Source organism: Enterococcus sp. AMC1252 (assembly GCF_058216515.1).
Genome location: NZ_CM177097.1, coordinates 1953784 through 1979188 on the forward strand (window position 1 = coordinate 1953784; position 25405 = coordinate 1979188).

Here is a 25405-nt window from a genome sequence, read left to right on the forward strand (position 1 = left end):
GGAGGAGGCAGCGAAGAATCCGCTAATTTCCCTAAAATAAAAAAACAAGCATTATATTTTATAAAAGAAAACTGACTTTAAATTATTGTTCAAGAAAAGAATACCTTAAAAATTCCCATTATTTTAAGCGGAAAGTCACCTAGATAGTTGATTTTCATTGCGTTAATTGCTAGTTTATTGATAGAATAGGGTTATCAAATAGGACGAGGTGGTTGTATGTCTAAACGAGTTATTATTATGCATTTTGAAGTAGAGAGCCAAGCTTACCAAGCATTTTCAGAAATAAAGAAATTGTATATGGAACAAAAAATCAAGGGAGAACAAATGGCGGTAGTGACCCATGTCAATGATGGTGTTCACCAATTTAAGATTGATGACTTTCTTGACTTTACAGGCAATAACCATACTGCAAAAAATAGTATGATTGGAATGTTGATAGGCATATTAGGCGGACCCTTAGGTATTTTACTTGGTTGGTTTGCAGGAAGTTTATTTGGAGCTTCTCAAGATGCTAAAGAAATTCAAGGGGCTCAAACAGTTTTTGAACATGTAACGAAACAAATTGGCGAAGGGGAAACTGGATTGATCTTAATTGCCGAAGAAGATGATAATCGTCCTTTAAACCAGCTGATCATGAACGAACTAGGCGGAGAAATCACCCGTTTAGACTTCGAAGATGTTGAAAAAGAAATCACAGATGCCAAAGCTGTAGAGAAAGAAACAAAAGACTCCGCTGAAAAATCTTGGCAAGATAAAAAACAAGATTCCAATGATAAAACAGAGAATTAGTCGATTATAACGACAAAATAAAATAAGCTTGAAGACGTGATAAGAAACTTTTTTCTACACGTCTTCTTTTTTTGAGTATAAGGATGATGAGATTCTATCAGATAATTGAATTAAGTGATATTATAGCAAAAGTAACAATAGTGCCCGGTGTTTTCCTATAAAATAAATATTATTTGCTAAAGCGACGACTTTCTTCTAAAATAAAGAAGAAGTTTAAAGAAAGTTAGGTAGCTCATGGAATTACAATTTTTAGGTACAGGAGCTGGGGTTCCAGCAAAGCATCGTAATGTAAGCAGTATTGCTTTAAAATTATTAGACGAAAGAAATGCTGTGTGGTTATTTGATTGTGGTGAAGGAACACAATTACAAATCTTAAAAAGTAATATTCGTCCAAGAAAAATCGAAAAGATTTTTATTACCCATTTGCATGGAGATCACATTTTTGGATTGCCAGGTTTGTTAAGCAGCCGCTCTTTCCAAGGCGGAAATGAAAAACTAGAGATTTACGGACCTGTTGGTATTGCTGATTTCGTTCGAACAGCATTAAAAGTTTCTCAAACTCGACTTTCATATGAGCTTAAGTTTATTGAGATCAAAGAAGGAATCGTATTTTCTGACAATCAATTTACTGTAACGTGTAAAGCGTTAGATCATGGTATTGCTTGCTTTGGTTATCGAATCGTAGAAGCTGACCATGAAGGTGAATTACAAGTAGATAAATTAGCTGCTCTAAACATCCCGTCAGGACCAATCTACGGCAAGATCAAACGAGGAGAGTCTGTAACGTTACCAGATGGGCAAGTAATCAACGGGAAAGATTTTGTTGGTGAAAAGAAACTAGGTAGGATCGTGACCATTTTAGGCGATACAAGAAAAACACAAAATAGTGTATTACTTGCAGAAAATGCGAATATTTTGGTTCATGAAAGTACATTTAACAAAGACGAAGAAAAAATGGCCAAAGCTTACTATCATTCTACAAGCCATCAGGCCGCGCAAATTGCGTTGAAAGCTGAAGTGGAAAAGTTAGTACTGACACATATCAGTGCCCGTTATTTGACTGGTGATATAATTCAGTTGGAGAATGAAGCAAAAGAGATTTTTCCAAACACTAAAATCGTTAAAGATATGGAAATTGTAGAAATTCCGTTTAAATCTGAGTAAGGAGGAATTAGGATGTATAAGGGCACAAATTTAGCAGATAAAGTTGTTGTTGTAACAGGCGGTTCTGCTGGCTTGGGTGAACAAATTTGTTATGAAGCAGCAAAAAAAGGCGCGATTGTTGTTGTATGTGCTAGACGTATCAATTTGATTGGAAAAGTCAAAGAAACGTGTGAAGAGTTAAGTGGGAAACCAGCATTCTCTTTCCAACTAGATGTATCCGATCCTGAAAATGTAGAGAATGTTTTTGATAAAATCGAAGCAGAAGTTGGCCCAATCGATATATTAGTCAACAATGCTGGTTTTGGAATTTTCGAAAACTTCATAGATATTGATTTAGAAGTCGCCAGAAACATGTTTGAAGTGAATGTCTTAGGAATGATGGTCTTTACTCAAAAAGCAGCCATTCAAATGGCTGAAAGAGGAACAGGACATATTATCAATATAGCCTCGATGGCTGGAAAAATGGCCACAGCAAAGTCAACAATTTATTCGGCTACTAAATTTGCTGTCCTAGGTTTTTCTAATGCTTTGCGTTTAGAATTAAAACCATTGGGTATTTCTGTGACTACGGTAAATCCAGGACCTATTCAAACAGACTTTTTCGATAAAGCCGATCCATCAGGGGATTATTTAGCTTCAGTCGATTTGTTCGTTTTAGAGCCAAATAAGCTGGCTAAAGAAATTGTTAATGCCATGGGAACAAGTAAACGTGAAATCAATCGACCAAAAGTGATGGAAGGTGCTTATCGTTTATACACCTTATTTCCTCATATAGGCGACTTACTTGCTGGCGGGATACTCAATAAGAAATAATAAACTCGCTTAGTATTTCTTGAAGCACGGTGAACAAAACGAACTGTGTTTCAAATTGACAAGTCTAGAGGTAAGTGAAATATTGTTATATATAAAGGAGGAAATAAACTATGAAAAATCAGTGGCGTGTAGTTATCGGTCTTATTTTGGTTCTGATTGTTGTCATTTTTGCCGTTTTAAATAATCAAACAGTTCCAGTTAGCTTTGGTTTTGCAAAAATATCTGGTCCATTGATCCTCATTATTTTAGGTTCTGCGATTGTTGGGGCATTGATCGGTCTATTAACCTCAACAACCACAATGTGGAAACAAAAGAAACAAGTGAAAGAATTAAAGAAAGACATCGAAAGTTACAAGAATGATGCAGATAAATTAGCACAAGAAGAAGTTGAAAAAGTAAAGCGAACATATGAAAATCAATTAGCTGAACTACAAGCAAAATATGATGTAGTGGAACCGTCAACGACTACATCTATCTCGGATACAGAATCTGTTGGCAGCCGCGTTGATCACTTTACTAAACCAAGAGACAATGAATAAGTCTAAAATTACAAAAAGCAGAGGGAAAGTAGAAATACTTATCTCTGCTTTTTTAATTTGCTGATTTTCATGATAGTTTCTTTAGTTTTCTTATTCTATTTGATATAATTACTTGGTTAGGAGTGACGTCGTGAAAAAAGCAAAATATATGTGGCAATTACGAGAAAAGACAGAATTACCTGAAGAATTTACAAATATATTAACCAATGAACAAATCAATCCTTTACTGGGCCAACTCTTATGGCATAGAGGTATCCAGTCTCAAGACGCTTTAGAAATATTTTTACGTCCTACAGTAGAAAATCTTTATGATCCTTTTTTAATGCACGATATGGAAAAATCGGTAACAAGAATTCAAGAAGCTGTAGCCAAAGGTGAAAAGATTTTAGTTTATGGTGATTATGATGCAGATGGAATCACCAGTACAACAGTTATGAAAGAAGCAATCGAATTGATTGGTGGGGAAGTGGAGTACTTCTTGCCAAACCGATTTATTCATGGGTATGGTCCAAATTTAGATGTATTCAAAGAGCAAATAGATAATGGCGTTCAATTGATCATTACCGTGGATAACGGCGTTGCAGGGCATGAAGCGATTCATTATGCAACAGAGCAAGGTATTGATGTTATCGTGACGGACCATCACGAACTACCGCCAGAATTACCAAATGCCTTTACTATTGTTCACCCAAAACATCCAGAAGGTCATTATCCTTTTGGTGAATTAGCTGGGGTAGGGGTAGCATTTAAAGTTGCAACTGCTCTATTAGGTGAAATGCCTGCTGAATTTCTTGATTTGGTTGCCATTGGAACCATTGCCGATTTAGTTTCGCTAACGGATGAAAATAGAGTTCTTGTTAAAATGGGACTGGAAATGATTCGAAACGGTGAAAGAATTGGTTTAGATACTTTGATCCATCTATCTGAACTAAAAAAAGAAGCAATCAGCGAAGAGAGTATTGGCTTTACGATCGCACCACGTTTAAATGCTTTAGGCAGGTTAGGTGATGCTGCTCCTGGAGTAGAATTAATGACTACCTTCGATGAAGAAGAAGCAGAGCGCATTGCGACTTTCATCAACAGCCAAAATGAAGCGCGCAAAGAAATTGTGGCTACAATTACTAAAGAAGCTTTTGAACTTATTGACCCAACAGAAACGATTCATATCGTGGCAAAACAAGGCTGGCACGAAGGAGTTCTGGGCATTGTAGCTGGGAGAATCATGCAAGATACTGGAAAACCGACAATCGTTCTTACAATCGATGAAAATAACGAATACGCTAAAGGCTCTGGCCGCAGTGTTTCAGCACTGAATTTGTATGATGCATTGAGTGAAATTCGTGAAGATTTTAGCCATTTCGGAGGTCATCATATGGCTGCCGGTATGACTTTGTCGGTAGCAAATATTGATAAAGTAAAAAAACATTTAATGAATTATCTTGAATCAAATCAAATTGATCTCTCTCAAGGACAAGAATTGTTACTTGATGAATCATTAAAAGTTGAGGAAGCAACGATTTCTTTTATTCAGCAATTAAAAATTCTTGCGCCTTTTGGAACAGATAATCCCGTTCCTAATTTCTTGTTTGAAGATATATCAGTTGAACAAAGTCGTCAAATCGGTGCTGATAAAAGTCATCTCAAATTTCAATTAAGTCAAGTTGGAGCTAAATTGGATGCAATCGCTTTTCAGATGGGCAACCAAATAGATGAACTGGGCCAGGGAACAACCAATATTGTAGGACAATTATCGATCAATGAATGGAATGGCAACAAAAAACCGCAGTTGATGGTCACTGATTTTTCAGTTGATGGTGTTCAATTGTTCGATTTAAGAGGAAAAAACGCTCGGCAAAAAGAAATACCTGTTGCAAATACGTTATACATTTATTTTAATCCAGATAGTCAAAAATTAATCGATAATCAAAATAGTCATCAGCATTTGTTTAGTACGACAGCTGAGGCCATCAAGATGATTGAAATAACGAATACTCAACAGTTAGTTTTTGTTGACTGTCCGGATGATAGTAATCTGTTAAAACAGATTACTCAAGATGCTAAAATAGAGCGTGTTTATATGATGGGAATTTCTCAAGAAGAAGCCTATTTAAATGGAACTGGAACTAGGGATCAATATGCGCAACTTTACAAATTTGTAATGCAACAAGAACAAGTAGATGTTCGTTATAAGCTAAATATTGTGGCACAACATTTAAAAATACAAGAAAAACTATTAATTTTTATGATTCAGGTGTTTTTTGACCTAGGATTTGTTACAATAGAAAACGGTGTTTTAAGAAAAGTAGAAAGTCCTGAAAATCATCCACTGACGGAAAGTCAGGTCTATCAAACTCGCTTAAAAAGAATCAAAACAGAAGAGTTTTTGTTATACAGCGATCGTGAGACATTACAACAATGGCTGTGGAATGAGGAGGAAGTATAAAAAAATGAATTTAAAAGATTATATTGCTAGTATTCCAGATTATCCTGAAAAAGGCGTTATATTTAGAGATATTTCACCATTGATGGCGAACGGTGACGCGTATCGTGAAGCAACAAAACAAATTGTTGATTATGCAAAAGAAAAAAGAATCGATATGGTCGTAGGTCCAGAAGCACGCGGGTTTATCGTGGGATGTCCAGTTGCTTATGAATTAGGAGTCGGTTTTGCTCCAGTTCGTAAAAAAGGGAAATTGCCACGCGAAACGATTGAAGTAACCTATGACTTAGAATACGGTACGGATACGTTAACACTTCACAAAGATGCAATCACTCCTGGACAACGTGTATTGATTTGCGATGATTTACTAGCAACAGGCGGCACGATTAAAGCAACTATCGAGCTGATTGAATCATTAGGCGGTATTGTTGTCGGCTGTGCATTTCTGATTGAATTGATGGACTTGCATGGACGAGATAAAATTACTGGTTATGAAATCGTTACTTTGATGGAATATTAAAAAAAGATCTTTACTCTGATATTATTCAGAGTAAAGATCTTTTTTATTTTACTACTATAGAAAAAATTACTTCTATTTAAATTTTATGGATATTTGCGATAAACATAATGCTGATGATCATTTTTTTTCCTAGTATGGGTATATCTTTTTTCATCCCATAACATGAACCATATAATAAATAGAGGGCTAACAATAAGTAAAGCGGACTGTAGTCCTAATGTTCCTAAGAAAATACCAATAATCAATACAACAAATAATAACCCGCCACGACGAACTGCTTTCATTCTTAATCACCTCATAATTTTTATCGAACAAACGTTTGTATAGTTATTATACGAATGTTTGTTCGGTTTGTAAAGAGAAAAACATAAAAAAAGATACTTCTTTTTGGTTCAACCAAAAAGAGGTATCTTAAATCCTTTAATTAAAGGGGTTTTGTATTGTTTTAGGTATAAAGTAAAATTGAAAAGAACATGAATCCAGCTCCCAACATAACGAACAAGTGCCAAACCACATGCATAAAACGAACACTTTTTAAACTATAAAACGCAGCGCCTAATGTATAAGAAACGCCTCCCGCTACCAATAAAGCAATTCCTATTGGACCTAAAGAATCATATAAAGGTTTGGCAGCAGTTATACAAAGCCAGCCCATAATAATATAAATTACAGTAGAGACATTTTTCACCGTTTCTTGTTTATGGAGTGTTAAAGACTTGTACACAACACCACTGATTGCCATCACCCAGATAAGTACAAATAATAACCAACCGAGCCAGCCTTTGATACTCAGTAAACAAAATGGAGTATAGCTTCCAGCAATCAATAAGAAAATCGAACTATGATCAAAAACTTGGAATACTTTCTTTGCTCTTGTAAAAATCAAACTGTGAAATAAAGTCGAAGATAGAAATAAAAGAATCAGAGTTGCCCCATAAATAGCATACGAAACAACATGCACAGCAGAGCCAAGGCGTGCGCCTTTCACTAACAATATCACTAATCCTGCAATACTTAACCCAGCCCCAATCCCATGAGTTACTGCATTAAGAACTTCATTTAAAATCATATATTTTCTGGAGAATTTTACTTTTTCCAAGAAATCAACTTCCTTCATTTTAATTTGGTGAAAAATAATTCTTTGTCTGTTATAATAAAAACAGACATTTAAGCCTCAAAAGTATTTTACCATGAATTGAGGTTGTTTTTAAAGAAAGAGTGATAAAATTATGACAAATGTTAAAATTGTGACTGATTCTTCATGCACAATGCTGAAAAGTGTACGCGATGACTTAGATATTCAAATGATGCCTTTATCTGTAATGATTGATGGTGTAGTTTATGCTGATGATGATCATTTAGAAGGTGAACATTTCATGGAATTGATGAGCAACGCTAAAGCACTACCTAAGACAAGCCAACCACCCATCGGTGAGTTCGTTGAGCTATATGACCGCTTAGGTGCTGATGGCAGTGAAGTGATTTCGATCCATATGACAAAAGGATTGAGCGGTACAGTAGAAGCAGCTAGGCAAGCTGGGAATCTTAGTTCTGCCAGTGTAACTGTGATTGATAGTGATTTCACTGATCAAGGGTTGTCATTTCAAGTAATTCAAGCAGCTAAACTTGCTAAAAACGGGGCAAGCGTTTCAGAGATTTTAGCTGAAATCAATCACGTCAAAGAAAATACCAAACTGTTTATTGGTATATCTACATTAGATAACCTAGTAAAAGGTGGCCGGATTAGTCGGGCAACTGGACTTTTATCTAGCATTTTTAACATGAAAGTAGTCATGGACTTTGAACATACAGAATTGATTCCTGTCGCTAAGGGACGAGGCATGAAGACTTTTAACAAATGGTTTGACGAACTGAAAAATGAATTAAGTCATTTGCCGAATGTCCGACAAATTGGTATTTCTCATGCAGATGGATTAGAGTTAGCTAATGGGTTTAAAGAAGGACTACAAGCACTATTTCCAGAGATGGAAATACCGGTATTACACACAAATCCTGTTATAGCAACGCATACAGGTAAAGGCGCTTTCGCTATTATGTACTATACAGACTGAGTTTTGAGCAGATCAAACTGATCTGCTTTTTTTAATAAAAATTTTACTGTACAAATTAACTTAAAATAGAGATAATTTACTTTATTAGAATTAAAAAAATCCAAACACTGTAAATCAACAAGTTTTGTAGTTTTTAGGGTTTACAGAAAAGGAAGGGATACAATGAAATTATTCTTCAAAAAAAATTGGTCAAGTTTTGCTCTTTTTTTTATAACGCTGATTGGTGTTTTTTTATTATTGATCGTAGCTATTCCAAAAGCTGGACCAATTTTAGGCACAGGTGCAAAGCAAGCCGCTAAAAGTCAAACAAAAGAAGTGATACATTATGCAGCTATTGGTGATTCGCTGACGGAAGGAATTGGTGATTTAACAAACTCTGGTGGGTTTGTTCCTTTAGTTGCCAGTGATTTACAAGAACATTATCATCTGAATGGCGTTCAGACAGATAATTTTGGTAAAAATGGCGACCGCAGTGACCAAATTCTTAAACGAATCAAAAAGCACGAAGACATCCAAACTGGTTTAGCATCAGCAGATGTCATTACACTCACTGTGGGTGGGAATGATTTAATGAAAGTAATCAAGGGTGACGTGTTTCGCTTAACTAAAAATTCGTTTGAAAAACCTTTGAAAAACTATCAAAAAGAAGTAAACAAACTATTGACAGAGATCCGTAAATACAACGCTGATGCACCAATCTACGTATTAGGGATATATAATCCTTTTTATCTATACTTTCCTGATATAACAGAAATGCAGGAGATAGTGGACAGCTGGAACAACGGAACAAAAGAAATCGTCAAAACAGAAAAAAATGCCTATTTCATTCCAATCAATGACTTACTTTATAAAGGTGCAGGAGATGAAGTCGGGATCGTCAGCAGTGAAGACACAGCTTCTGGCATGACTTCTGGTGGTGAACAAGACATCAAAAACAATGCGTTGTATGAAGAAGACCACTTCCATCCAAATAATTTAGGTTATCAAATTATGGCAAGTACAGTTCGTGACGAAATGGTTAGAACACAAAATAAATGGCTCAAAAAAGGAAGTGAGTGATCGACATGATAAATGAACCAGAAGAAAAAAAAGAAGCAAGAAAAGGGAATAAGAGAAGAAAGAAAGCGCCTGAGGTAAAGAATCCGATTAATCGTTGGAAAGTAGCGTTCATCGTTTTGATTGCGCTGATTATCGGAAGTTTAGCTTTTGCATTTGTAAGGATCACCCAAGTTCGTGAACCTAACTATAAACCTGTTCCTGAACTAGTAGAAAAAGATGGTACACCCGTTATAGCAATTCAATCTAAGAAAAAACAAGTAAATGCGTTAATTGATTTTTACCTTAGTGATTTTCAAAAAGGATCAGATATCACTTATAAATTTTATCTAGAAAATGAAGCAATGTTGAATGGAACCTTTAAAGTTTTAGGTCATCCGATTCAATTTTACCTCTATTTTGATCCTTATGTGATGGACAATGGAAATGTACAATTAAAAGCAAAAAGCTTATCGATTGGAACGTTAGGTTTACCAATGAAAGAAATCTTAAAATTCGTTCAAAGAGATTACAAATTACCTAATTGGGTAGAAGTAAATCCCGATGATAGCACAGTTTTACTACGCTTAGATCAATTCAGAATGCAAAATGGTTTATTTATACGCGCAGAAAAAATAAATTTAGTTGACGATGATATTCGTATGAATATTTACTTGCCAAAAAATAGTAACGACACGAAGGAGGAGACAAATTGAGCGAAAAAGCAATTTTTGCTGGCGGATGTTTTTGGTGTATGATCCAACCTTTCGATACACAACCTGGTATCCACTCCATAGTTTCTGGTTATACGGGTGGTCATGTTGCTAATCCGACATACGAACAAGTATTGAGCCATGCTACAGGCCATACAGAAGCTGTTGAGATTGAATTTGATCCAACGGTTATGTCATATGCAAAACTACTTGAAATATATTGGCAACAGACAGATCCAACTGATGCTTTAGGTCAATTTGAAGATCGCGGTGATAATTATCGCCCAGTCATCTTTTATACAAGTGAAGAGCAGAAAAAAATTGCAGAAAAAAGCCGACAAGAGTTGCAAGAAAGCGGAAGATTTAATGAACCGATCGTTACGACGATTGAACCTGCAAGTATCTTTTATCAGGCAGAAGAGTATCACCAAGATTTTTACCAAAAAGATCCTAAGCGATATGAAGATGCACATCTGAATAGAGCAAATTTTATAGAAGAAAATTGGTGAACATATGAGAAGAAGTTTTTATCACTATTTAATGACATTAAGAGCTCCAAAAAAGACTGATGAGAGCCAATTTGCGAATGATGCAGCAAGGGATATTCAATTTCCGAAACAATCTGAAGATTATAATGAGTTATCTTCGTATTTAGAGATGAATGCAGATTATTTAAGTAACATGCATATTTTTGATGAATTATGGGAAAAATACGTAGAAAACAATAAATAAAAAAGAAGGAAAGGCAAAGAAAGAGCTTTTCCTTCTTTTTTATTCATGGTAAACTGGAAAACATGCAATGATAATTTTACAGAAAGAGGTGACCTCATGAAAAATAAAAGACAAGTACCTTTTTATCAATATATTATCTCAATCGCTTGCGTTGCTTTTTTGGTAGGTGGCAGCAGCTATATTTATTTTGACTATCAATACAAAAAACAAGTTTCTGAAAGTCCTGATCAAAACATTGGTTTAAAAAAGGTTGATGATTTATATAATGAAATCGTTAATAACTATGTAGGTAAAGTCGATGAGAAAAAATTAGTAGACGGCGCCTTAAAAGGTATGACAGAAGCTTTGGACGATCCCTATTCAAGTTACCTAAATGAACCAGAAGCAGATGAACTAGATCAAAGTCTTTCGGGTAGTTTTGAAGGCATTGGTGCAACAATGACCATGACGGATGATCTTCCAACCGTGGCTCAGGCGCCAATTGAAGGTTCGCCAGCTGCTAAAGCAGGGCTGAAAACTAACGATATGATTTTAAAAGTTGATACTGAAGAAACACAAGGAAAAACACTTTCTCAGGTTGTCAGCAAAATTCGCGGCAAAAAAGGTACTGAAGTACGTTTAACCGTTAAGCGTGGTGAGGAAACATTTGAATTAAAGCTTACACGAGATACTATTCCAATTGAAACAGTTAAAGGTGAATTAGATAAAGAAGATAAAGCAATAGGATCAATCAAAATAACTTCTTTCGGTGAAAATACATATAAAGAGCTGAAAGAAACAATCAAAACATTAAGAAAAGATGGAGCAAAATCGTTTGTGATCGATTTACGCCAAAATCCAGGCGGATTACTTGATCAAGTAGAACAAATGGCTAGCATGTTCCTTGAAGATGGAAAAACAATTGTCAAATTTGAAGATAAAAATGGAAACACAAGTGAAGATGTTGCCTCTAGCAAATTAGATGGTGGTTTTAAAGTAAATGAACCAACTGTTGTTCTAGTTGATGAAGGAAGTGCAAGTGCCTCTGAAATCTTTGCAGCAGCATTAAAAGAGTCTGGCAATAAAAAAATTATTGGTACAAAGACTTTTGGCAAAGGGACTGTCCAAACAGTCAAAAATTTAAATGATAAGAGCGAAATCAAGCTAACTGTTTTAAAATGGTTGACACCAAATGGTGAATGGATCCACAAAAAAGGATTAAAACCAAGCATTAAAGCTGATTATCCTGACTATGCATACTTATCACCGATTTCTAGAGATAAAACTCTTAAATTAGGTGATTCTTCGCCAGTTGTCAAAAATGTCAATGCCTTACTAAAAGCGCTCGGATACGAAGTCGATGCTGACAGTAGTGATTTTTCAGAACAAACGTCAGCCGCTGTAAGTATCATGCAGACTAACAATGCACTCCCAGTTACTGGAGAGGTAGACAATGAAACTGCTGCCCAAATCGAAGTCGAAATAGGGAAAAAAATCAAAGACAATGATCAGGCTTATGACGCTGGTATCAAAGAACTTAAAAACGAAACTAAAATAGAGTAAATAAGCTGGTGTGAAAAGGGACTATTACTGGAAAAAATACCTTTTTCACACCTATTTCTTATGTTGTTTACATATAGAATAAATTTTCCTTTAAATTAGTCGCTTTTTCGAGTGTTTTTCCTTTATAATAGAATCAACAAGAAAAAGGGAGAGAACAGAGTGGAAAAACAAAAATCTTATATCGGCTATTTTATTTTTTTCATGAAATTACTCGTTCCTTCATTCGTGTTGTTATTTATATTAAGAGGGTTCATTCTAATCCCAGTTCCGGTTGATGGAAACTCAATGGAGAAAACCCTTAGTCAAGGTGACATGATTGCGATGGAAAAATTCTCCTCAATCAAACGTTTCGATGTTGTAGTTTTTAAATTACCAACTGGAGCAATTTATATTAAACGAGTGATCGGGCTACCAGGAGAATCTGTTCGGTACGACAATGATCAACTTTATATAAATGACAAACCGATTGAAGAATCTTTCCTAGAAAAAAACTTAAAAAAAGATCATGAGGCAGTTCCTTACACTACAAATTTTAATTTGAGTGATCTTATTACAGAAGAGGTTTTACCTAAAGATAGTTATTTTGTTTTGGGAGACAATCGACGTATGTCAAAAGATAGCCGTTCCTTTGGTGCTGTTGAAAGTAAATATATTTTAGGCAAAGCTCAATTTGTATACTACCCCATAACACATATGAAATTCATACCAAGATAGGTGATAAAATGACAATACAATGGTTTCCAGGACACATGGCCAAGGCCAGAAGAGAAGTATCTGAAAAAATTAAATATGTTGATATCGTTTTTGAATTGATCGATGCAAGATTGCCACTTTCATCTAGAAATCCGATGATGGATCAAATTGTGCAACAAAAACCGCGATTGATTTTACTAAATAAAGGTGACCTTGCTGATAAAGAACAGAATCAGAAATGGCAACAGTATTTTCAAGAAAAAGGTTACCATACTTTGGTCATTAATGCCCAGCAGAATAAAGGTGTCAATAAAATTATTCCTGAAGCAAAAAAAGCTCTGAAAGAAAAACTTGAACGAGAACGCTTAAAAGGATTAAAACCGCGAGCTATCCGCGCAATGTGTATTGGCATTCCAAATGTAGGAAAGTCAACTCTAATGAATCGTTTGGTAGGGAAAAAGATTGCGCAAACAGGGAACAAACCAGGGGTAACTAAAGGTCAGCAGTGGCTTCGTTCTGGGACCGAATTAGAACTGTTGGATACACCTGGAATTCTATGGCCTAAATTTGAAGATCAAGAGATTGGCAAGAAGCTAGCACTGACTGGAGCAATTAAAGATCAATTGCTTCATTTGGATGATTTAGCTATTTATGGACTAGCATTTTTTTCACGTTTTTATCCAGAGCGTTTGGTTGAACGCTATAAATTAACAAAAGAGGAGACTTTTTTATCAAGTGCTGAACTTTTGATGTTGATCAGTCAAAAACGTGGGTTTAATGATGATTATGATAGAGCAAGTGAAATGATCATTCAAGAAATCCGCAGCAGCAAATTAGGACCATATACTTTAGATCGTTGGGAAGAATTAGGAGCTACAAAAAATGAAAACTGAGTCAATTCAACAAATTAAAGCAGTATTAGCTACAATTGATAAAAGAGACGATGAGAGAATTCAGATGTGGCAAGCAGATGAGCGGAGCGGTGTCCAACAAGCTTTAGCACAATGGGGCAGAAGAATTCAGAAACACGAAGAAGAGTTAGCACTATTTGAAGAAATGCAACAATTCGAGAAAAATGCACGTGCTAAAGGACATCGCCTTATCGTAGGAATAGATGAAGTCGGACGAGGACCACTAGCTGGACCTGTTGTGGCTGCAGCCGTTATTCTACCCGAAAACTTTCAACTTCTTGGAGTAAATGATTCTAAAAAATTATCTGCGAAAAAAAGAGATGAGCTTTATAATGAAATTCAAAATCAAGCTATTTCAATTGGAATTGGAATGGTAGACCATAGCAAAATCGATGAAATCAATATCTATCAAGCCTCAAAACTGGCTATGGGAATTGCGCTGGAAGATCTTTGTTTTATTCCAGATTATCTATTGATCGACGCGATGAAGTTGGATGTTAAAATACCTCAAGAAAGTATTATTAAAGGGGATGCTCGTTCAATATCGATTGCTGCTGCAAGTATTGTAGCAAAAGTCATTCGTGACCGTTTAATGGAAGACTACGCTAAAATGTATCCAGGATATGGATTTGAAAAGAATGCAGGTTATGGGACCAAAGAACATTTATTGGGAATAGAACAGCAAGGAATCTGTACAATTCATAGAAAAACCTTCGCACCAATTAAAGATATGTTCTAAAAAAATGAAAAAAGCCTTTTTTTACGAATACTTATTATAACAAGTATTTGTGAAGGAAGGTTTTTTTATGATAGAGCAACAACGGAATTTACTTTTTAAGTTGGCGGTTTGTAATGGTATTGGAAACTTAGGTATACTGAAGGTTTTAGATTTTTCAATGAAATACAATAACTGTACGGATTTTTCAAAACAAGAAATTATTCAAATTGCTGGAATTACAACATATCAAAAATTATTCTCTGAGTCATGGGAACGTTGGACAAGTGATCCTGACAAATTAAAAGAATATCAAGAAACACACACATTCATCACAATTCTGGATGCTGTCTATCCATTCTATTTAAAGCAAATTTACAATTGTCCAGCAATATTATTCTATAAAGGAAATCTAAAGCTCTTAGAAAAGAAGTGTTTATCCTTCATTGGGGCAAGGGCTGCTTCCGTATATGGAATCAACGTTGTTCGCCAGCTGATACCTGAGATGATTAGTAATAATTTTACAATTGTTAGCGGTTTAGCGAAAGGAATTGATAGTGTTAGCCATCAAGTCACTATGAAACATGGTGGTAATACTATTGGCGTCATCGGAACAGGACTTGACATTTGTTATCCTAAAGAAACTGCCCATATTCAGCGGGAAATGATGGAAAAGCAGCTAGTTATCAGTGAATATCCTAACGGTACAGGACCTAGAAGGTATCATTTTCCAATGAGAAATAGGATCATTGCTGGAATGAGTCTAGGAACTTGTGTGATTGAAGCAAGAAAAAAGAGTGGGTCTTTGATTACAGCACAAGCGGCTTTAGAGTATGGACGTGAAGTTTTTGCGGTACCAGGTAATTTATTTGATTCTCAATCAGATGGTTGTCACGGTCTTATCCAAGAGGGCGCTAAATGTACAATTTGCCCACAAGATATTCTAGAAGAAATTCAATTTTTTTCGATTTAACTATATCAATCCTTGACAAACTTGTGATGAATAGATATGATGAAGTACGATTTGTGAGTTCTCTACATTTTGATATATATAATAGAAGAAACACAAAAACCGAAAGGAGCCACACGTTGAATGGCGTATAAATATCTAGTTATTGTAGAATCACCAGCTAAAGCCAAAACGATTGAAAAATATTTAGGAAAAAACTATAAGGTTGTTGCCAGTGTTGGACATATTCGTGATTTACCAAAAAGTAAAATGGGTATCGATATTGAAAATAACTATGAACCGCACTATATCTCTATCCGAGGTAAAGGTGATGTGATCAAAAGCTTAAAAGCTGCTGCCAAAAAAGCAGAAAAAGTTTATCTCGCAGCCGATCCGGACCGAGAAGGAGAGGCCATTGCTTGGCATTTGTCTTTTCTTCTTGGCTTGGATTTAACTGATAAAAATCGTGTTGTATTTAATGAAATTACAAAAGAAGCTGTAAAAGCAGCATTTAAAGAACCACGTACAATCAATTTGGATTTGGTTGACGCACAACAAGCGCGTCGTATTTTGGACCGACTAGTTGGTTATTCTCTCAGTCCGATACTATGGAGAAAAGTCAAAAAAGGATTGAGTGCTGGACGAGTACAATCTGTAGCACTTAAGATCATAATTGATCGTGAGAATGACATTCGCAAATTTATTCCTGAAGAATACTGGAGTATTGATGGTAATTTCCAAAAAGCGAAAAAGAAATTTAAAGCTAATTTCTGGGGCTTAGATGGTAAAAAGAAAAAATTACCAGACGCTGAAGCGGTGAAAGAAGTCACGACCCGTATCAAAGGGAAAGAATACGATGTAACAAAAGTTGAGAAAAAAGAACGCAAACGAAATCCAGCATTACCATTTACAACAAGTAGTCTACAACAAGAAGCTGCTAGAAAACTGAACTTCAGAACGCGAAAAACTATGATGGTTGCACAACAACTGTATGAAGGTATTGCGTTAGGTAAACAAGGTACAGTGGGGTTAATTACTTACATGCGTACAGATTCCACAAGAATAGCAGACTCAGCCAAAACTGAAGTGGCAGAATATATTGAAAAAACATTTGGAAGTGAATTTTCAGCTCATGGCGGACGTAAAGTCAAAAACGCTCAAGGAGCTCAAGACGCCCATGAAGCCATCCGTCCTTCTAGTGTGATGCGTACACCAAATGAAATCAAACAATACTTGGACAAAGACCAATTAAAACTTTATACATTGATTTGGTCACGCTTAGTGGCTAGCCAAATGACACCAGCTGTCTTGGACACAATGAAAGTGACATTAGAACAAAACGGTGTCATTTTCATTGCCAATGGTGCCAAAGTAAAATTTAAAGGATTCATGCAAGTTTATGTTGAAGGTCGCGATGATGGAAAAGAAGACAAAGAAAACATTTTACCTGATTTAACTGAAGGCGATAAAGTCAATGCATTGGACATCGAGCCAAAACAACATTTCACACAACCGCCTGCAAGATTTAGTGAAGCAACCTTGATTCGTGCTTTAGAAGAAAATGGTGTAGGACGTCCATCAACCTACGCACCAACTTTAGAAACAATCCAAAGACGTTATTATGTTAAATTAACGAATAAACGTTTTGAGCCAACTGAATTGGGTGAAATCGTCAATTCATTGATCGTGGAATTCTTCCCGCAAATTGTTGACGTCCATTTTACTGCCTCAATGGAGGGCGATTTAGATAAAATCGGTGTGGGTAAAGAGAAATGGGTAGAGGTTGTTGATCGTTTCTATCAACCTTTTGAAAAAGAATTGACGAATGCTGAAGAAAAAATCGAAAAAATACAAATTAAAGATGAACCAGCCGGTTTTGATTGTGATCTTTGTGGTCATCCAATGGTGATCAAGCTAGGACGCTATGGCAAGTTTTACGCATGTAGTAATTTTCCAGAGTGTCGAAATACTAAGGCAATCGTCAAAGAGATTGGGGTAACTTGTCCAGTTTGTAATGAAGGTCAAGTTATTGAACGTAAATCTAAAAAGAATCGATTATTTTATGGCTGCAGTCGTTATCCGGATTGCGACTTTACGTCTTGGGATAAACCAATTGGACGTCCCTGTCCAAAATGCGGTCAATATCTTGTTGAGAAAAAAGTTAAAGGCGGGAAACAAGTCGTTTGTATCAATGGTGATTATGAAGAGAATGTTCAAAAATAAGAAATTTAAAAACCAGCGGAAAGTCCCGTTGGTTTTTTGAAGAAAAGAGGAAATATATGTCTACTTCTGTAACAGTTATCGGTGCTGGTTTGGCTGGCAGTGAGGCAGCTTGGCAAGTTGCACAAGCTGGTGTCCCAGTGACACTTTATGAAATGCGTCCAGTTAAACAGACACCTGCGCATCAAACAGAAAATTTTGCTGAGTTAGTTTGCTCCAATTCGCTACGAGGAAATAATTTAACAAATGCTGTCGGTGTATTAAAGGAAGAAATGCGACGCTTAGATTCAATCATTATTAACAGTGCGGATAAAACTGCAGTGCCAGCAGGCGGAGCTTTGGCGGTTGATCGTGATACATTCTCACAAGAAATTACAGATAGAATCAAAAATCATCCGTTGATCACTGTAAAGAATGAAGAGATTACCTCAATACCTGAAGGAATCGTAATTGTTGCAACAGGACCATTAACGTCAGAAGCTTTAGCAGAAGAAATCAAAGAATTTAACGGCTCGGATGGATTCTACTTCTATGATGCAGCGGCTCCAATTGTTGATAAAACTACGATCGATATGGATAAAGTATACTTGAAATCTCGCTATGATAAAGGCGAAGCTGCTTATCTAAACTGTCCCATGACAGAAGAAGAGTTCAAAGCTTTTTATGAAGCCTTGATTTCAGCTGAGGTTGTCCCGTTAAAAACCTTTGAAAAAGAGAAATTCTTTGAAGGCTGTATGCCAATTGAAGTAATGGCTAAGCGTGGAATAAAAACCATGCTATTTGGTCCTTTAAAACCAGTTGGTTTGGAAGATCCTAAGACAGGTAGACGTCCATATGCAGTTATTCAGTTGCGCCAAGACAATGCAGCAGCTTCGTTGTACAATCTAGTTGGTTTCCAAACACATCTAAAGTGGGGCGAGCAAAAACGAGTTTTCCAAATGATTCCAGGTTTAGAAAATGCTGAATTTGTTCGTTACGGCGTTATGCATCGCAATAGTTTTATGAATTCACCAGAATTGTTGAAACCAACTTATCAATCTCAAAAAAGAGAAAACCTATTCTTTGCAGGGCAGATGACAGGGGTGGAAGGTTATGTTGAAAGTGCTGCTAGTGGTCTACTAGCCGGTATGAATGCTGCTCGTTTAGCAAAAGGTCAAGAACCTGTAGTCTTTCCAAGAGAAACTACTTTAGGAAGTATGGCGTATTACATTACTCATGCAGAAGGCAAACATTTCCAGCCTATGAACGCTAATTTTGGTTTATTCCCTGAAATGCCAGAAAGAATTAGAGATAAAAAAGAACGCTATGAAGCAATTGCAGATCGAGCGTTAACAACATTAGCAAAAGTGACACAAGAGCTAAATCTTGTAGAACAAACTCAATAATTAAAAGACCAAGACAAATTGAACTGTTTGTCTTGGTCTTTTAATTTTTCATTAGCAAGCGAACAAAAAATTAAATTACAGTTATAATTTATGAGCATTTAAAGTAAAATATGAATAAATTGTTACCAAATTTGAAAATATTGATTAAATTCTGACAATTCGTTTGTTTTTTCAAAATGGTTATGCTAAAGTTACTTTGTAATTTATTGGAGGAAGTATCTATGCAGGAAAGAAGATGGCCAGAATTATTTTTAAACTATTTAATTATTGAACGCGGGTATTCTGAAAAAACTAAAATTGCTTATGAAGAAGATATTCTGAACTTTTTTGATTTTTTAAAAGATTCTGGAGAGGCTGATTACTTAACTGTGGATCATTTAGATATTCGAACTTATCTAAGCTTTCTCTACGATAAAGAATACAGTAGAAATTCAATTAGCAGAAAAATTGCCAGTTTACGATCCTTCTATCAATTTTTACTTAAAAATGAAGCAATCAAAGAAAATCCATTTTCTTATGTCCATATGAAAAAAAAGCAATTACGTCTTCCTCGCTTCTTCTATGAGAAAGAAATGGATGCTTTATTCGAAAGTGCCAAGGGATCAAAACCTTTAGATTTGAGAAACCAAGCGTTATTAGAAATTCTTTATGGAACTGGTATACGAGTAAGTGAATGTACAAATCTAACATTACAGTCAATTGATTTTTCTGCAAATGTATTGTTGATTCATGGTAAAGGAAATAAAGATCGTTATGTGCCATTTGGCTCCTTTGCTGAAGATGCACTGAAAGAGTATTTGGAAAACGGACGAGCTCCTTTGATGGAAAAATATCAACAAGAACATGCCTTTGTCTTCATTAATCACCACGGCGAACAAATCACGCCAACAGGAATTGAATATGTATTAAATCAACTTATCAAAAAAAGTACACTAAATAGCGATATTCACCCCCACATGTTGCGTCATACATTTGCAACACATTTGCTGAACAATGGTGCTGACATGCGAACTGTTCAAGAACTATTGGGTCACTCAGATTTATCTACTACACAGATTTACGCACACGTAACAAAAGAAAGCTTACAAAAAAATTATCGAACATTTCATCCTCGTGCATAACGAGTGACATTTTAACTAACTTTTCCAGCTAGCTTTTCTGAAAAAAAGAATAAGTAGGCTTGTTCAGTTTTTAAATTAGGAGGAACTATAATGGTTGAATCACAATTTCATTCAACAACGATTTGTGCTGTTGAAAAAGACGGAAAATTTGCAATGGCTGGTGATGGTCAAGTAACAATGGGCGAATCAGTTGTTATGAAAGGAACTGCTAAAAAAGTTCGTAGAATCTATAATGACGAAGTTGTCGTAGGTTTTGCCGGAAGTGTAGCAGATGCTTTTACACTAGAAGAAAAATTCGAAGGTAAATTAAATGAGTATAACGGAAATCTAACTCGTGCTGCAGTTGAGTTAGCTCAAGAATGGCGTACTCAACAATCTATGCAAAAATTAGAAGCTATGTTGATCGTGATGAATGAAAAAGAAATGCTCTTAGTTTCAGGAACGGGAGAAGTAATCACTCCAGATGATGGTATCTTAGCAATCGGTTCCGGCGGTAACTTTGCCTTATCTGCAGCGCGTGCTATGAAACATTACGGAGACAAAGACATGTCTGCTAAAGATATTGCTAAAAACGCTTTGACTATTGCAGCGGACATCTGCGTCTTTACAAATCACAATATTATTGTAGAAGAATTATAAGTGGGGGACAACAACCATGAATGAATTAAATAAAACACCTAGAGAAATCGTCAAGGAATTAGATGAATATATAATTGGACAAGAAACAGCTAAAAAATCAGTCGCAGTAGCATTAAGAAACAGATACCGTCGATTACAACTTGAAGAAAAAATGCAGCAAGATGTCACACCTAAAAATATGCTGATGATTGGGCCGACAGGCGTAGGGAAGACGGAAATTGCTCGACGCTTAGCAAAAATCGTCAACGCTCCTTTTATCAAAGTTGAAGCTACAAAGTTTACAGAAGTAGGGTATGTTGGTCGAGATGTAGAATCAATGGTACGTGATTTAGTAGAACATGCGATTCAAATTGTGGAGAAACAACAATACAGCCGTGTTTACTCGCAAGCTCTAAAAAAAGCGAATAATCGATTAGTAAAAGTATTAGTTCCGGGAATCAAAAAAGAACAAAAACAAGCCTCCAATAATCAATTTGAACAAATGATGCAAATGTTCAATAATGCGCAACAACCTCAAGAAACGCAAGAAGAAATAACTGAGGAAATCAAAGTTAACCGTAAGACGATTCTTGAACAATTAGAAAAAGGATTATTAAATAATCGTGAAGTAACAATCGAAATTGAAGAGCCCAAAAAAACAATGCCTGCTATGAATGCTGGTATGGAACAGATGGGCATCGACCTAAATGAAACTTTAGGTGCTCTATCTCCTAAGAAAAAAGTCGAACGGACTGTTACCGTGAAGGAAGCCCAAGAATTATTAGTAAAAGAAGAATCTGCAAAAATCGTGAAAGAGGCAGATATTCACAGTGAAGCGATTCGTTTAGCGGAAAGCAGCGGGATTATTTTCATAGATGAGTTCGATAAAATCACTTCTAAAAGTCAGCAAAACTCTGGTGAAGTTTCCCGTGAAGGGGTTCAACGTGATATTTTACCTATCGTTGAAGGCTCACAGGTCAACACAAAATACGGTCCAATTCAAACAGATCATATTTTATTTATCGCATCAGGTGCATTTCATTTATCTAAGCCAAGTGATTTGATTCCTGAATTGCAAGGTCGTTTTCCAATCCGTGTTGAATTAGATGATCTGACAGCTGAAGATTTTGTACGAATCTTGACAGAACCAAACAATGCCTTAATTAAACAATATATTGCTTTGATCGGTACTGAAAATGTCACTGTAATCTTTACAAAAGAAGCGATTGAGCGAATTGCAAATATTGCCTTTAATGTCAACCGTGACACTGATAATATCGGAGCTCGTCGTCTTCATACGATATTAGAACGCCTATTGGAAGATTTACTATTTGAGGCGCCAGATATGCAAATGGGTGAAATTACAATAACAGAAGCTTATGTCAATGAAAAATTAAATAGTATTGTTCAAAATGAAGATTTAAGCCGCTATATTCTTTAGTATTATCTAGCTTCAAGGCTGAACAAGTTCTTTTAGCTTTTAAATTAGGAGGAGTAAAAATGACTACTTTATTAGAAAAAACTCGTCAAATCAATAAGCTTTTACAGCAAAAGAATACTTTTGATCAAAAAGCAGAGTTGCCCTATGACAAAATGGCAGTAATTTTGGGAGATGTCTTAGATAGTAATGCTTACATTATTAGTAACGAAGGGGTTTTGTTAGGGTATAACGAGAAATTAGACGTTAATAATGCACGTGTTAAGCATATGTTCGAAGAGAAACGCTTCCCCCAAAGTTATACAGACGCTGCCGATAACTTAATCAAAACAGAAGCAAATATTTCAATAACAAGTGACTTAACTGCCTTCCCTGTCGAATTGCGCGAAAAATATCCTTTTGGTCTAACAACAATCGTACCAATGTTTGGTGCTGGTGAACGTTTAGGAACGATTATTTTAGCCAGAGTAGAACAATCGTTTGATGAAGATGATTTAGTTTTAGCTGAATATAGCGCGACAGTTGTTGGCATGCAGATCCTTTACCAACAATCAAGAAACATTGAAGCTAATGTACGTAGCGCAACTGCTGTACAAATGGCGATCAATACATTATCCTACAGCGAATTGAAAGCAGTTCAAGCGATTTTTAAAGCATTAGATGGTGAAGAGGGTAGATTAACAGCTTCTAGTATAGCTGATGAAATCGGAATCACTCGTTCTGTAATCGTCAATGCTTTAAGAAAATTAGAATCTGCTGGAATCATTGAATCGAGATCCTTAGGGATGAAAGGAACATATCTGAAGGTCTTGAATAAGCAATTTATTAAAGAATTGGAAAAAGATAACAAGTAGGAGGTAGTGAAAGTGACTGTACAAATTGAAAATGAATTTCTTGTTGCCACGATTGCAGAGGATGGCGCTGAGTTAGTCAGCTTAAAATCAAAGAAAAACAACATAGAATACATCTGGCAAGGAGATCCAACTTTTTGGGGTCGTCATGCTCCAGTGTTATTTCCAGTTGTTGGTCGTCTAAAAGATGATCAATACAAATATGAAGATCAAACATATTCTATGAGTCAGCATGGATTTGCTAGAGATAGCCTGTTTGAAGTAATCGAACACGGTTCAGAACTCGTTTCACTATCATTGAAAAGCAATAAAGAGACCAAAAAAAACTATCCTTTTGACTTTGAATTAATTCTTTCTTATGCTTTAGAAGCGGATAAACTAGTCGTTAATTACCAAGTTGAAAATACAGGTAATAGTGATATGTACTTTTCAATTGGCGGTCATCCAGCTTTTAATGTTCCATTAGAACAAGGATTGACGTTTGATGACTATTATTTAAGTTTTTCACCAAAGAAATCTCGTACTCAGATTCCATTAGCTGGACCGTTTGCAGATTTCGAGCATAAAACGTTAGGTCAGACTAATACTAGTTTGGACATTCGCAGAGAATTATTCGAAAACGATGCAATTATCTTTGAAACCAAAGGGGTCAATACTTTTACTATTGAAACAGACGAAGGGCCACATAGCATCAGTTTAAGCTATTCAGATATGCCCTACGTGGGAATATGGTCTCCTTATCCACAAGAAGCACCATTCGTTTGTATTGAACCATGGTGTGGTATTGCTGACGAAGTAAATGCGACTGGAAACCTTATTGAAAAAAAAGGAATCAACAAATTAGCTGTATCGAATGTCTTTAAAACACAGTACACACTAACCGTTAAATAATAGTGAAAAAAAACTAGGACACAAAGTTTAAAGTACTTCGCGTCCTAGTTTTTATTTTTCTTTTTTGACACCCATTCCAAAAGGTACACGACTCTCAGTACCCTCTTTGATTCGTTTTATATTGTCTTTGTGACGAATAAAGATAAAAATTGTCAAAGCTAAAGCAATCGTTGTCAACAACCAGTCAAACTCAGGCAAAATAGCAGGAATAGCAACGGGCAATAAAATTGTTGAAAGAGTGATCAGCACAGCACTGATCATGCTAGTCAAACTCACCATGCTGGTAATGTATAACATAATAATAAAAATTAAAGCAGAATAAACAAAAAACGCTGGATTGTAAGCTAACAGCATTCCTGCACTTGTCGCAACAGCTTTTCCTCCTTTGAAATTTGCAAAGATTGGAAATGTATGTCCCAAAACTGCTGCAACACCAAAAACTAATGGATTAACATTTAAAGAAAATAAAAGAGGTAAACTCGTTGCTAATGTTCCTTTTAATATATCCATTAACAAAACAGCTATGCCAGCTTTTTTACCTAGAACCCTAAACGTATTGGTCGTTCCTGTATTACCACTGCCAAATTGACGAAGATCCTTTTTAAAAAAGAGTTTTCCCACCCAAACACCAGAAGGAATAGAACCAAGTAGATAAGCTATAATCAATAGCATTAAGAATTTCATTGCGCAACCTCTTTCTGTTCAAACTAGCATTTATTTTATCATGAATAGAAACAGCTAACAATAATTAAATATTCGTTGTATAATGAAATTAAGAGAAATCAGAAAGGATGACTAAAATGTCTGTAGAAAACCCCTCACAAGAACAAATATTTCAATATTTAAAAGATGCCAAACGTATTGCAATTGTTGGACTAAGTGCAAAAGAGGACCGAACAAGTTATAAAATAGCAAAATTACTTCAAGAATATGGTTATGAGATTATTCCTGTAAACCCCGTTTTAGCAGGACAAGAAATTCTTGGTGAAAAAGTCTATGAAAAATTACAAGACATCCCTGGACACATCGACATTGTTGATATATTCCGCCGAAGTGAGTTTTTAGCAGAAGTTGCAAAAGATTTCATAGAAACAGATGCAACTGTTTTCTGGGCTCAATTAGGTCTTGAAAGTCAAGAAGCTGCTGAACTGTTGAAAAAAGCGGGAAGAAATGCTATTATAATGAATCGTTGCATTAAAATTGAATTAGCTGAAATGCCAAAATAGATGCAAATGATCTTAAAAAAGAGTGGCC

At 35.7% G+C, this 25405-nt stretch carries 27 protein-coding genes; 24 read left to right on the forward strand and 3 right to left on the reverse strand.

The features are described from left to right. Positions 1 to 216 precede the first annotated feature (216 nt). The 6 genes from AC4BB5_RS09195 (at position 217) to AC4BB5_RS09220 (ending at position 6265) form a co-directional block, all read left to right on the forward strand. Positions 217 to 789, forward strand: coding sequence for a DUF1269 domain-containing protein (locus AC4BB5_RS09195; RefSeq protein ID WP_490455858.1), 573 nt, complete (start codon positions 217 to 219; stop codon positions 787 to 789). 234 nt (positions 790 to 1023) lie between these two features. After that, a complete protein-coding gene (gene rnz / locus AC4BB5_RS09200) occupies positions 1024 to 1953 on the forward strand; it encodes a ribonuclease Z (RefSeq protein WP_490455859.1) in 930 nt (309 codons plus the stop codon). A gap of 12 nt (positions 1954 to 1965) precedes the next feature. After that, positions 1966 to 2766, forward strand: a complete 801-nt coding sequence (locus AC4BB5_RS09205) for an SDR family NAD(P)-dependent oxidoreductase (protein WP_490455860.1) — start codon at positions 1966 to 1968, stop codon at positions 2764 to 2766. 110 nt (positions 2767 to 2876) lie between these two features. Then, complete coding sequence (locus AC4BB5_RS09210; RefSeq protein ID WP_490455861.1) at positions 2877 to 3305, forward strand: LapA family protein; 429 nt, start codon at positions 2877 to 2879, stop codon at positions 3303 to 3305. 130 nt (positions 3306 to 3435) lie between these two features. Next, positions 3436 to 5748: a single-stranded-DNA-specific exonuclease RecJ gene (gene recJ / locus AC4BB5_RS09215; RefSeq protein ID WP_490455862.1), complete on the forward strand. Its 2313-nt coding sequence runs from the start codon at positions 3436 to 3438 to the stop codon at positions 5746 to 5748. 4 nt (positions 5749 to 5752) lie between these two features. Next, positions 5753 to 6265: an adenine phosphoribosyltransferase gene (locus AC4BB5_RS09220; RefSeq protein WP_490455863.1), complete on the forward strand. Its 513-nt coding sequence runs from the start codon at positions 5753 to 5755 to the stop codon at positions 6263 to 6265. A gap of 83 nt (positions 6266 to 6348) precedes the next feature. Here AC4BB5_RS09220 and AC4BB5_RS09225 read toward each other — a convergent pair whose 3' ends face one another. After that, positions 6349 to 6549: a hypothetical protein gene (locus tag AC4BB5_RS09225; RefSeq protein WP_490455864.1), complete on the reverse strand. Its 201-nt coding sequence runs from the start codon at positions 6547 to 6549 to the stop codon at positions 6349 to 6351. 161 nt (positions 6550 to 6710) lie between these two features. Beyond that, positions 6711 to 7364, reverse strand: coding sequence for a PAQR family membrane homeostasis protein TrhA (gene trhA, locus AC4BB5_RS09230; RefSeq protein ID WP_490455865.1), 654 nt, complete (start codon positions 7362 to 7364; stop codon positions 6711 to 6713). A gap of 130 nt (positions 7365 to 7494) precedes the next feature. Here trhA and AC4BB5_RS09235 point away from each other — a divergent pair, with 130 nt between their 5' ends. From AC4BB5_RS09235 to AC4BB5_RS09315, 17 genes are all read left to right on the forward strand, one after another. After that, positions 7495 to 8337, forward strand: coding sequence for a DegV family protein (locus AC4BB5_RS09235; protein ID WP_490455866.1), 843 nt, complete (start codon positions 7495 to 7497; stop codon positions 8335 to 8337). 162 nt (positions 8338 to 8499) lie between these two features. Next, on the forward strand, positions 8500 to 9396 hold the full coding sequence (locus AC4BB5_RS09240; RefSeq protein WP_490455867.1) for an SGNH/GDSL hydrolase family protein: 897 nt from the start codon (positions 8500 to 8502) through the stop codon (positions 9394 to 9396). Between the two features lie 5 nt (positions 9397 to 9401). Next, a complete protein-coding gene (locus AC4BB5_RS09245) occupies positions 9402 to 10088 on the forward strand; it encodes a YpmS family protein (RefSeq protein WP_490455868.1) in 687 nt (228 codons plus the stop codon). Then, positions 10085 to 10594 carry a peptide-methionine (S)-S-oxide reductase MsrA gene (gene msrA / locus AC4BB5_RS09250; protein ID WP_490455869.1) on the forward strand — a complete coding sequence of 170 codons (510 nt, stop codon included), beginning with the start codon at positions 10085 to 10087 and terminating at the stop codon, positions 10592 to 10594. The genes AC4BB5_RS09245 and msrA overlap by 4 nt, the downstream gene beginning before the upstream one ends. A gap of 4 nt (positions 10595 to 10598) precedes the next feature. Further along, the gene (locus AC4BB5_RS09255; protein WP_490455870.1) at positions 10599 to 10817 is read left to right on the forward strand and encodes a YozE family protein; all 219 of its coding nucleotides are present in this window, start codon (positions 10599 to 10601) and stop codon (positions 10815 to 10817) included. Between the two features lie 96 nt (positions 10818 to 10913). After that, a complete protein-coding gene (locus AC4BB5_RS09260; protein WP_490455871.1) occupies positions 10914 to 12359 on the forward strand; it encodes a S41 family peptidase in 1446 nt (481 codons plus the stop codon). 159 nt (positions 12360 to 12518) lie between these two features. Then, positions 12519 to 13073, forward strand: a complete 555-nt coding sequence (lepB, locus tag AC4BB5_RS09265; protein WP_490455872.1) for a signal peptidase I — start codon at positions 12519 to 12521, stop codon at positions 13071 to 13073. 8 nt (positions 13074 to 13081) lie between these two features. Further along, complete coding sequence (gene ylqF / locus AC4BB5_RS09270) at positions 13082 to 13945, forward strand: ribosome biogenesis GTPase YlqF (protein WP_490455873.1); 864 nt, start codon at positions 13082 to 13084, stop codon at positions 13943 to 13945. Then, positions 13935 to 14702 (forward strand): ribonuclease HII, encoded by a 768-nt coding sequence (gene rnhB / locus AC4BB5_RS09275; protein ID WP_490455874.1) that lies wholly within the window; start codon positions 13935 to 13937, stop codon positions 14700 to 14702. The genes ylqF and rnhB overlap by 11 nt, the downstream gene beginning before the upstream one ends. A 67-nt stretch (positions 14703 to 14769) precedes the next feature. Next, positions 14770 to 15651 carry a DNA-processing protein DprA gene (gene dprA / locus AC4BB5_RS09280; RefSeq protein WP_490455875.1) on the forward strand — a complete coding sequence of 294 codons (882 nt, stop codon included), beginning with the start codon at positions 14770 to 14772 and terminating at the stop codon, positions 15649 to 15651. A 120-nt stretch (positions 15652 to 15771) separates the two neighbouring features. Continuing rightward, complete coding sequence (topA, locus tag AC4BB5_RS09285; protein ID WP_490455876.1) at positions 15772 to 17850, forward strand: type I DNA topoisomerase; 2079 nt, start codon at positions 15772 to 15774, stop codon at positions 17848 to 17850. 56 nt (positions 17851 to 17906) lie between these two features. Beyond that, positions 17907 to 19232 carry an FADH(2)-oxidizing methylenetetrahydrofolate--tRNA-(uracil(54)-C(5))-methyltransferase TrmFO gene (gene trmFO / locus AC4BB5_RS09290; RefSeq protein ID WP_490455877.1) on the forward strand — a complete coding sequence of 442 codons (1326 nt, stop codon included), beginning with the start codon at positions 17907 to 17909 and terminating at the stop codon, positions 19230 to 19232. A 221-nt stretch (positions 19233 to 19453) separates the two neighbouring features. Further along, positions 19454 to 20353: a tyrosine recombinase XerC gene (xerC, locus tag AC4BB5_RS09295; protein ID WP_490455878.1), complete on the forward strand. Its 900-nt coding sequence runs from the start codon at positions 19454 to 19456 to the stop codon at positions 20351 to 20353. Positions 20354 to 20443: 90 nt separating this feature from the next. Further along, on the forward strand, positions 20444 to 20992 hold the full coding sequence (gene hslV, locus AC4BB5_RS09300; protein ID WP_490455879.1) for an HslVU peptidase proteolytic subunit: 549 nt from the start codon (positions 20444 to 20446) through the stop codon (positions 20990 to 20992). Between the two features lie 16 nt (positions 20993 to 21008). Then, on the forward strand, positions 21009 to 22412 hold the full coding sequence (gene hslU, locus AC4BB5_RS09305; protein ID WP_490455880.1) for an ATP-dependent protease ATPase subunit HslU: 1404 nt from the start codon (positions 21009 to 21011) through the stop codon (positions 22410 to 22412). 59 nt (positions 22413 to 22471) lie between these two features. Beyond that, complete coding sequence (gene codY / locus AC4BB5_RS09310; protein WP_010761358.1) at positions 22472 to 23263, forward strand: GTP-sensing pleiotropic transcriptional regulator CodY; 792 nt, start codon at positions 22472 to 22474, stop codon at positions 23261 to 23263. A 12-nt stretch (positions 23264 to 23275) separates the two neighbouring features. Next, the gene (locus tag AC4BB5_RS09315) at positions 23276 to 24151 is read left to right on the forward strand and encodes an aldose 1-epimerase family protein (protein WP_490455881.1); all 876 of its coding nucleotides are present in this window, start codon (positions 23276 to 23278) and stop codon (positions 24149 to 24151) included. 51 nt (positions 24152 to 24202) lie between these two features. On the opposite strand, the gene plsY is transcribed toward AC4BB5_RS09315, so the two are convergent. Further along, a complete protein-coding gene (plsY, locus tag AC4BB5_RS09320; protein ID WP_490455882.1) occupies positions 24203 to 24835 on the reverse strand; it encodes a glycerol-3-phosphate 1-O-acyltransferase PlsY in 633 nt (210 codons plus the stop codon). Positions 24836 to 24942: 107 nt separating this feature from the next. On the opposite strand from plsY, the gene AC4BB5_RS09325 reads away from it, so the two are divergent. Then, on the forward strand, positions 24943 to 25377 hold the full coding sequence (locus AC4BB5_RS09325; RefSeq protein ID WP_490455883.1) for a CoA-binding protein: 435 nt from the start codon (positions 24943 to 24945) through the stop codon (positions 25375 to 25377). Positions 25378 to 25405 lie beyond the last annotated feature (28 nt).

Coding starts and splice junctions, on each gene's coding strand:
- AC4BB5_RS09255 (WP_490455870.1), top strand. CDS start 10,599: ATGAGAAGAAGTTTTTATCACTATTTAATGACATTAAGAGCTCCAAAA.
- AC4BB5_RS09245 (WP_490455868.1), top strand. CDS start 9,402: ATGATAAATGAACCAGAAGAAAAAAAAGAAGCAAGAAAAGGGAATAAG.
- AC4BB5_RS09220 (WP_490455863.1), top strand. CDS start 5,753: ATGAATTTAAAAGATTATATTGCTAGTATTCCAGATTATCCTGAAAAA.
- AC4BB5_RS09235 (WP_490455866.1), top strand. CDS start 7,495: ATGACAAATGTTAAAATTGTGACTGATTCTTCATGCACAATGCTGAAA.
- rnz (WP_490455859.1), top strand. CDS start 1,024: ATGGAATTACAATTTTTAGGTACAGGAGCTGGGGTTCCAGCAAAGCAT.
- AC4BB5_RS09205 (WP_490455860.1), top strand. CDS start 1,966: ATGTATAAGGGCACAAATTTAGCAGATAAAGTTGTTGTTGTAACAGGC.
- xerC (WP_490455878.1), top strand. CDS start 19,454: ATGCAGGAAAGAAGATGGCCAGAATTATTTTTAAACTATTTAATTATT.
- trmFO (WP_490455877.1), top strand. CDS start 17,907: ATGTCTACTTCTGTAACAGTTATCGGTGCTGGTTTGGCTGGCAGTGAG.
- rnhB (WP_490455874.1), top strand. CDS start 13,935: ATGAAAACTGAGTCAATTCAACAAATTAAAGCAGTATTAGCTACAATT.
- ylqF (WP_490455873.1), top strand. CDS start 13,082: ATGACAATACAATGGTTTCCAGGACACATGGCCAAGGCCAGAAGAGAA.
- AC4BB5_RS09195 (WP_490455858.1), top strand. CDS start 217: ATGTCTAAACGAGTTATTATTATGCATTTTGAAGTAGAGAGCCAAGCT.
- plsY (WP_490455882.1), bottom strand. CDS start 24,835: ATGAAATTCTTAATGCTATTGATTATAGCTTATCTACTTGGTTCTATT.
- codY (WP_010761358.1), top strand. CDS start 22,472: ATGACTACTTTATTAGAAAAAACTCGTCAAATCAATAAGCTTTTACAG.
- AC4BB5_RS09325 (WP_490455883.1), top strand. CDS start 24,943: ATGACTAAAATGTCTGTAGAAAACCCCTCACAAGAACAAATATTTCAA.
- AC4BB5_RS09260 (WP_490455871.1), top strand. CDS start 10,914: ATGAAAAATAAAAGACAAGTACCTTTTTATCAATATATTATCTCAATC.
- AC4BB5_RS09210 (WP_490455861.1), top strand. CDS start 2,877: ATGAAAAATCAGTGGCGTGTAGTTATCGGTCTTATTTTGGTTCTGATT.
- hslU (WP_490455880.1), top strand. CDS start 21,009: ATGAATGAATTAAATAAAACACCTAGAGAAATCGTCAAGGAATTAGAT.
- topA (WP_490455876.1), top strand. CDS start 15,772: ATGGCGTATAAATATCTAGTTATTGTAGAATCACCAGCTAAAGCCAAA.
- AC4BB5_RS09225 (WP_490455864.1), bottom strand. CDS start 6,549: ATGAAAGCAGTTCGTCGTGGCGGGTTATTATTTGTTGTATTGATTATT.
- dprA (WP_490455875.1), top strand. CDS start 14,770: ATGATAGAGCAACAACGGAATTTACTTTTTAAGTTGGCGGTTTGTAAT.
- hslV (WP_490455879.1), top strand. CDS start 20,444: ATGGTTGAATCACAATTTCATTCAACAACGATTTGTGCTGTTGAAAAA.
- AC4BB5_RS09240 (WP_490455867.1), top strand. CDS start 8,500: ATGAAATTATTCTTCAAAAAAAATTGGTCAAGTTTTGCTCTTTTTTTT.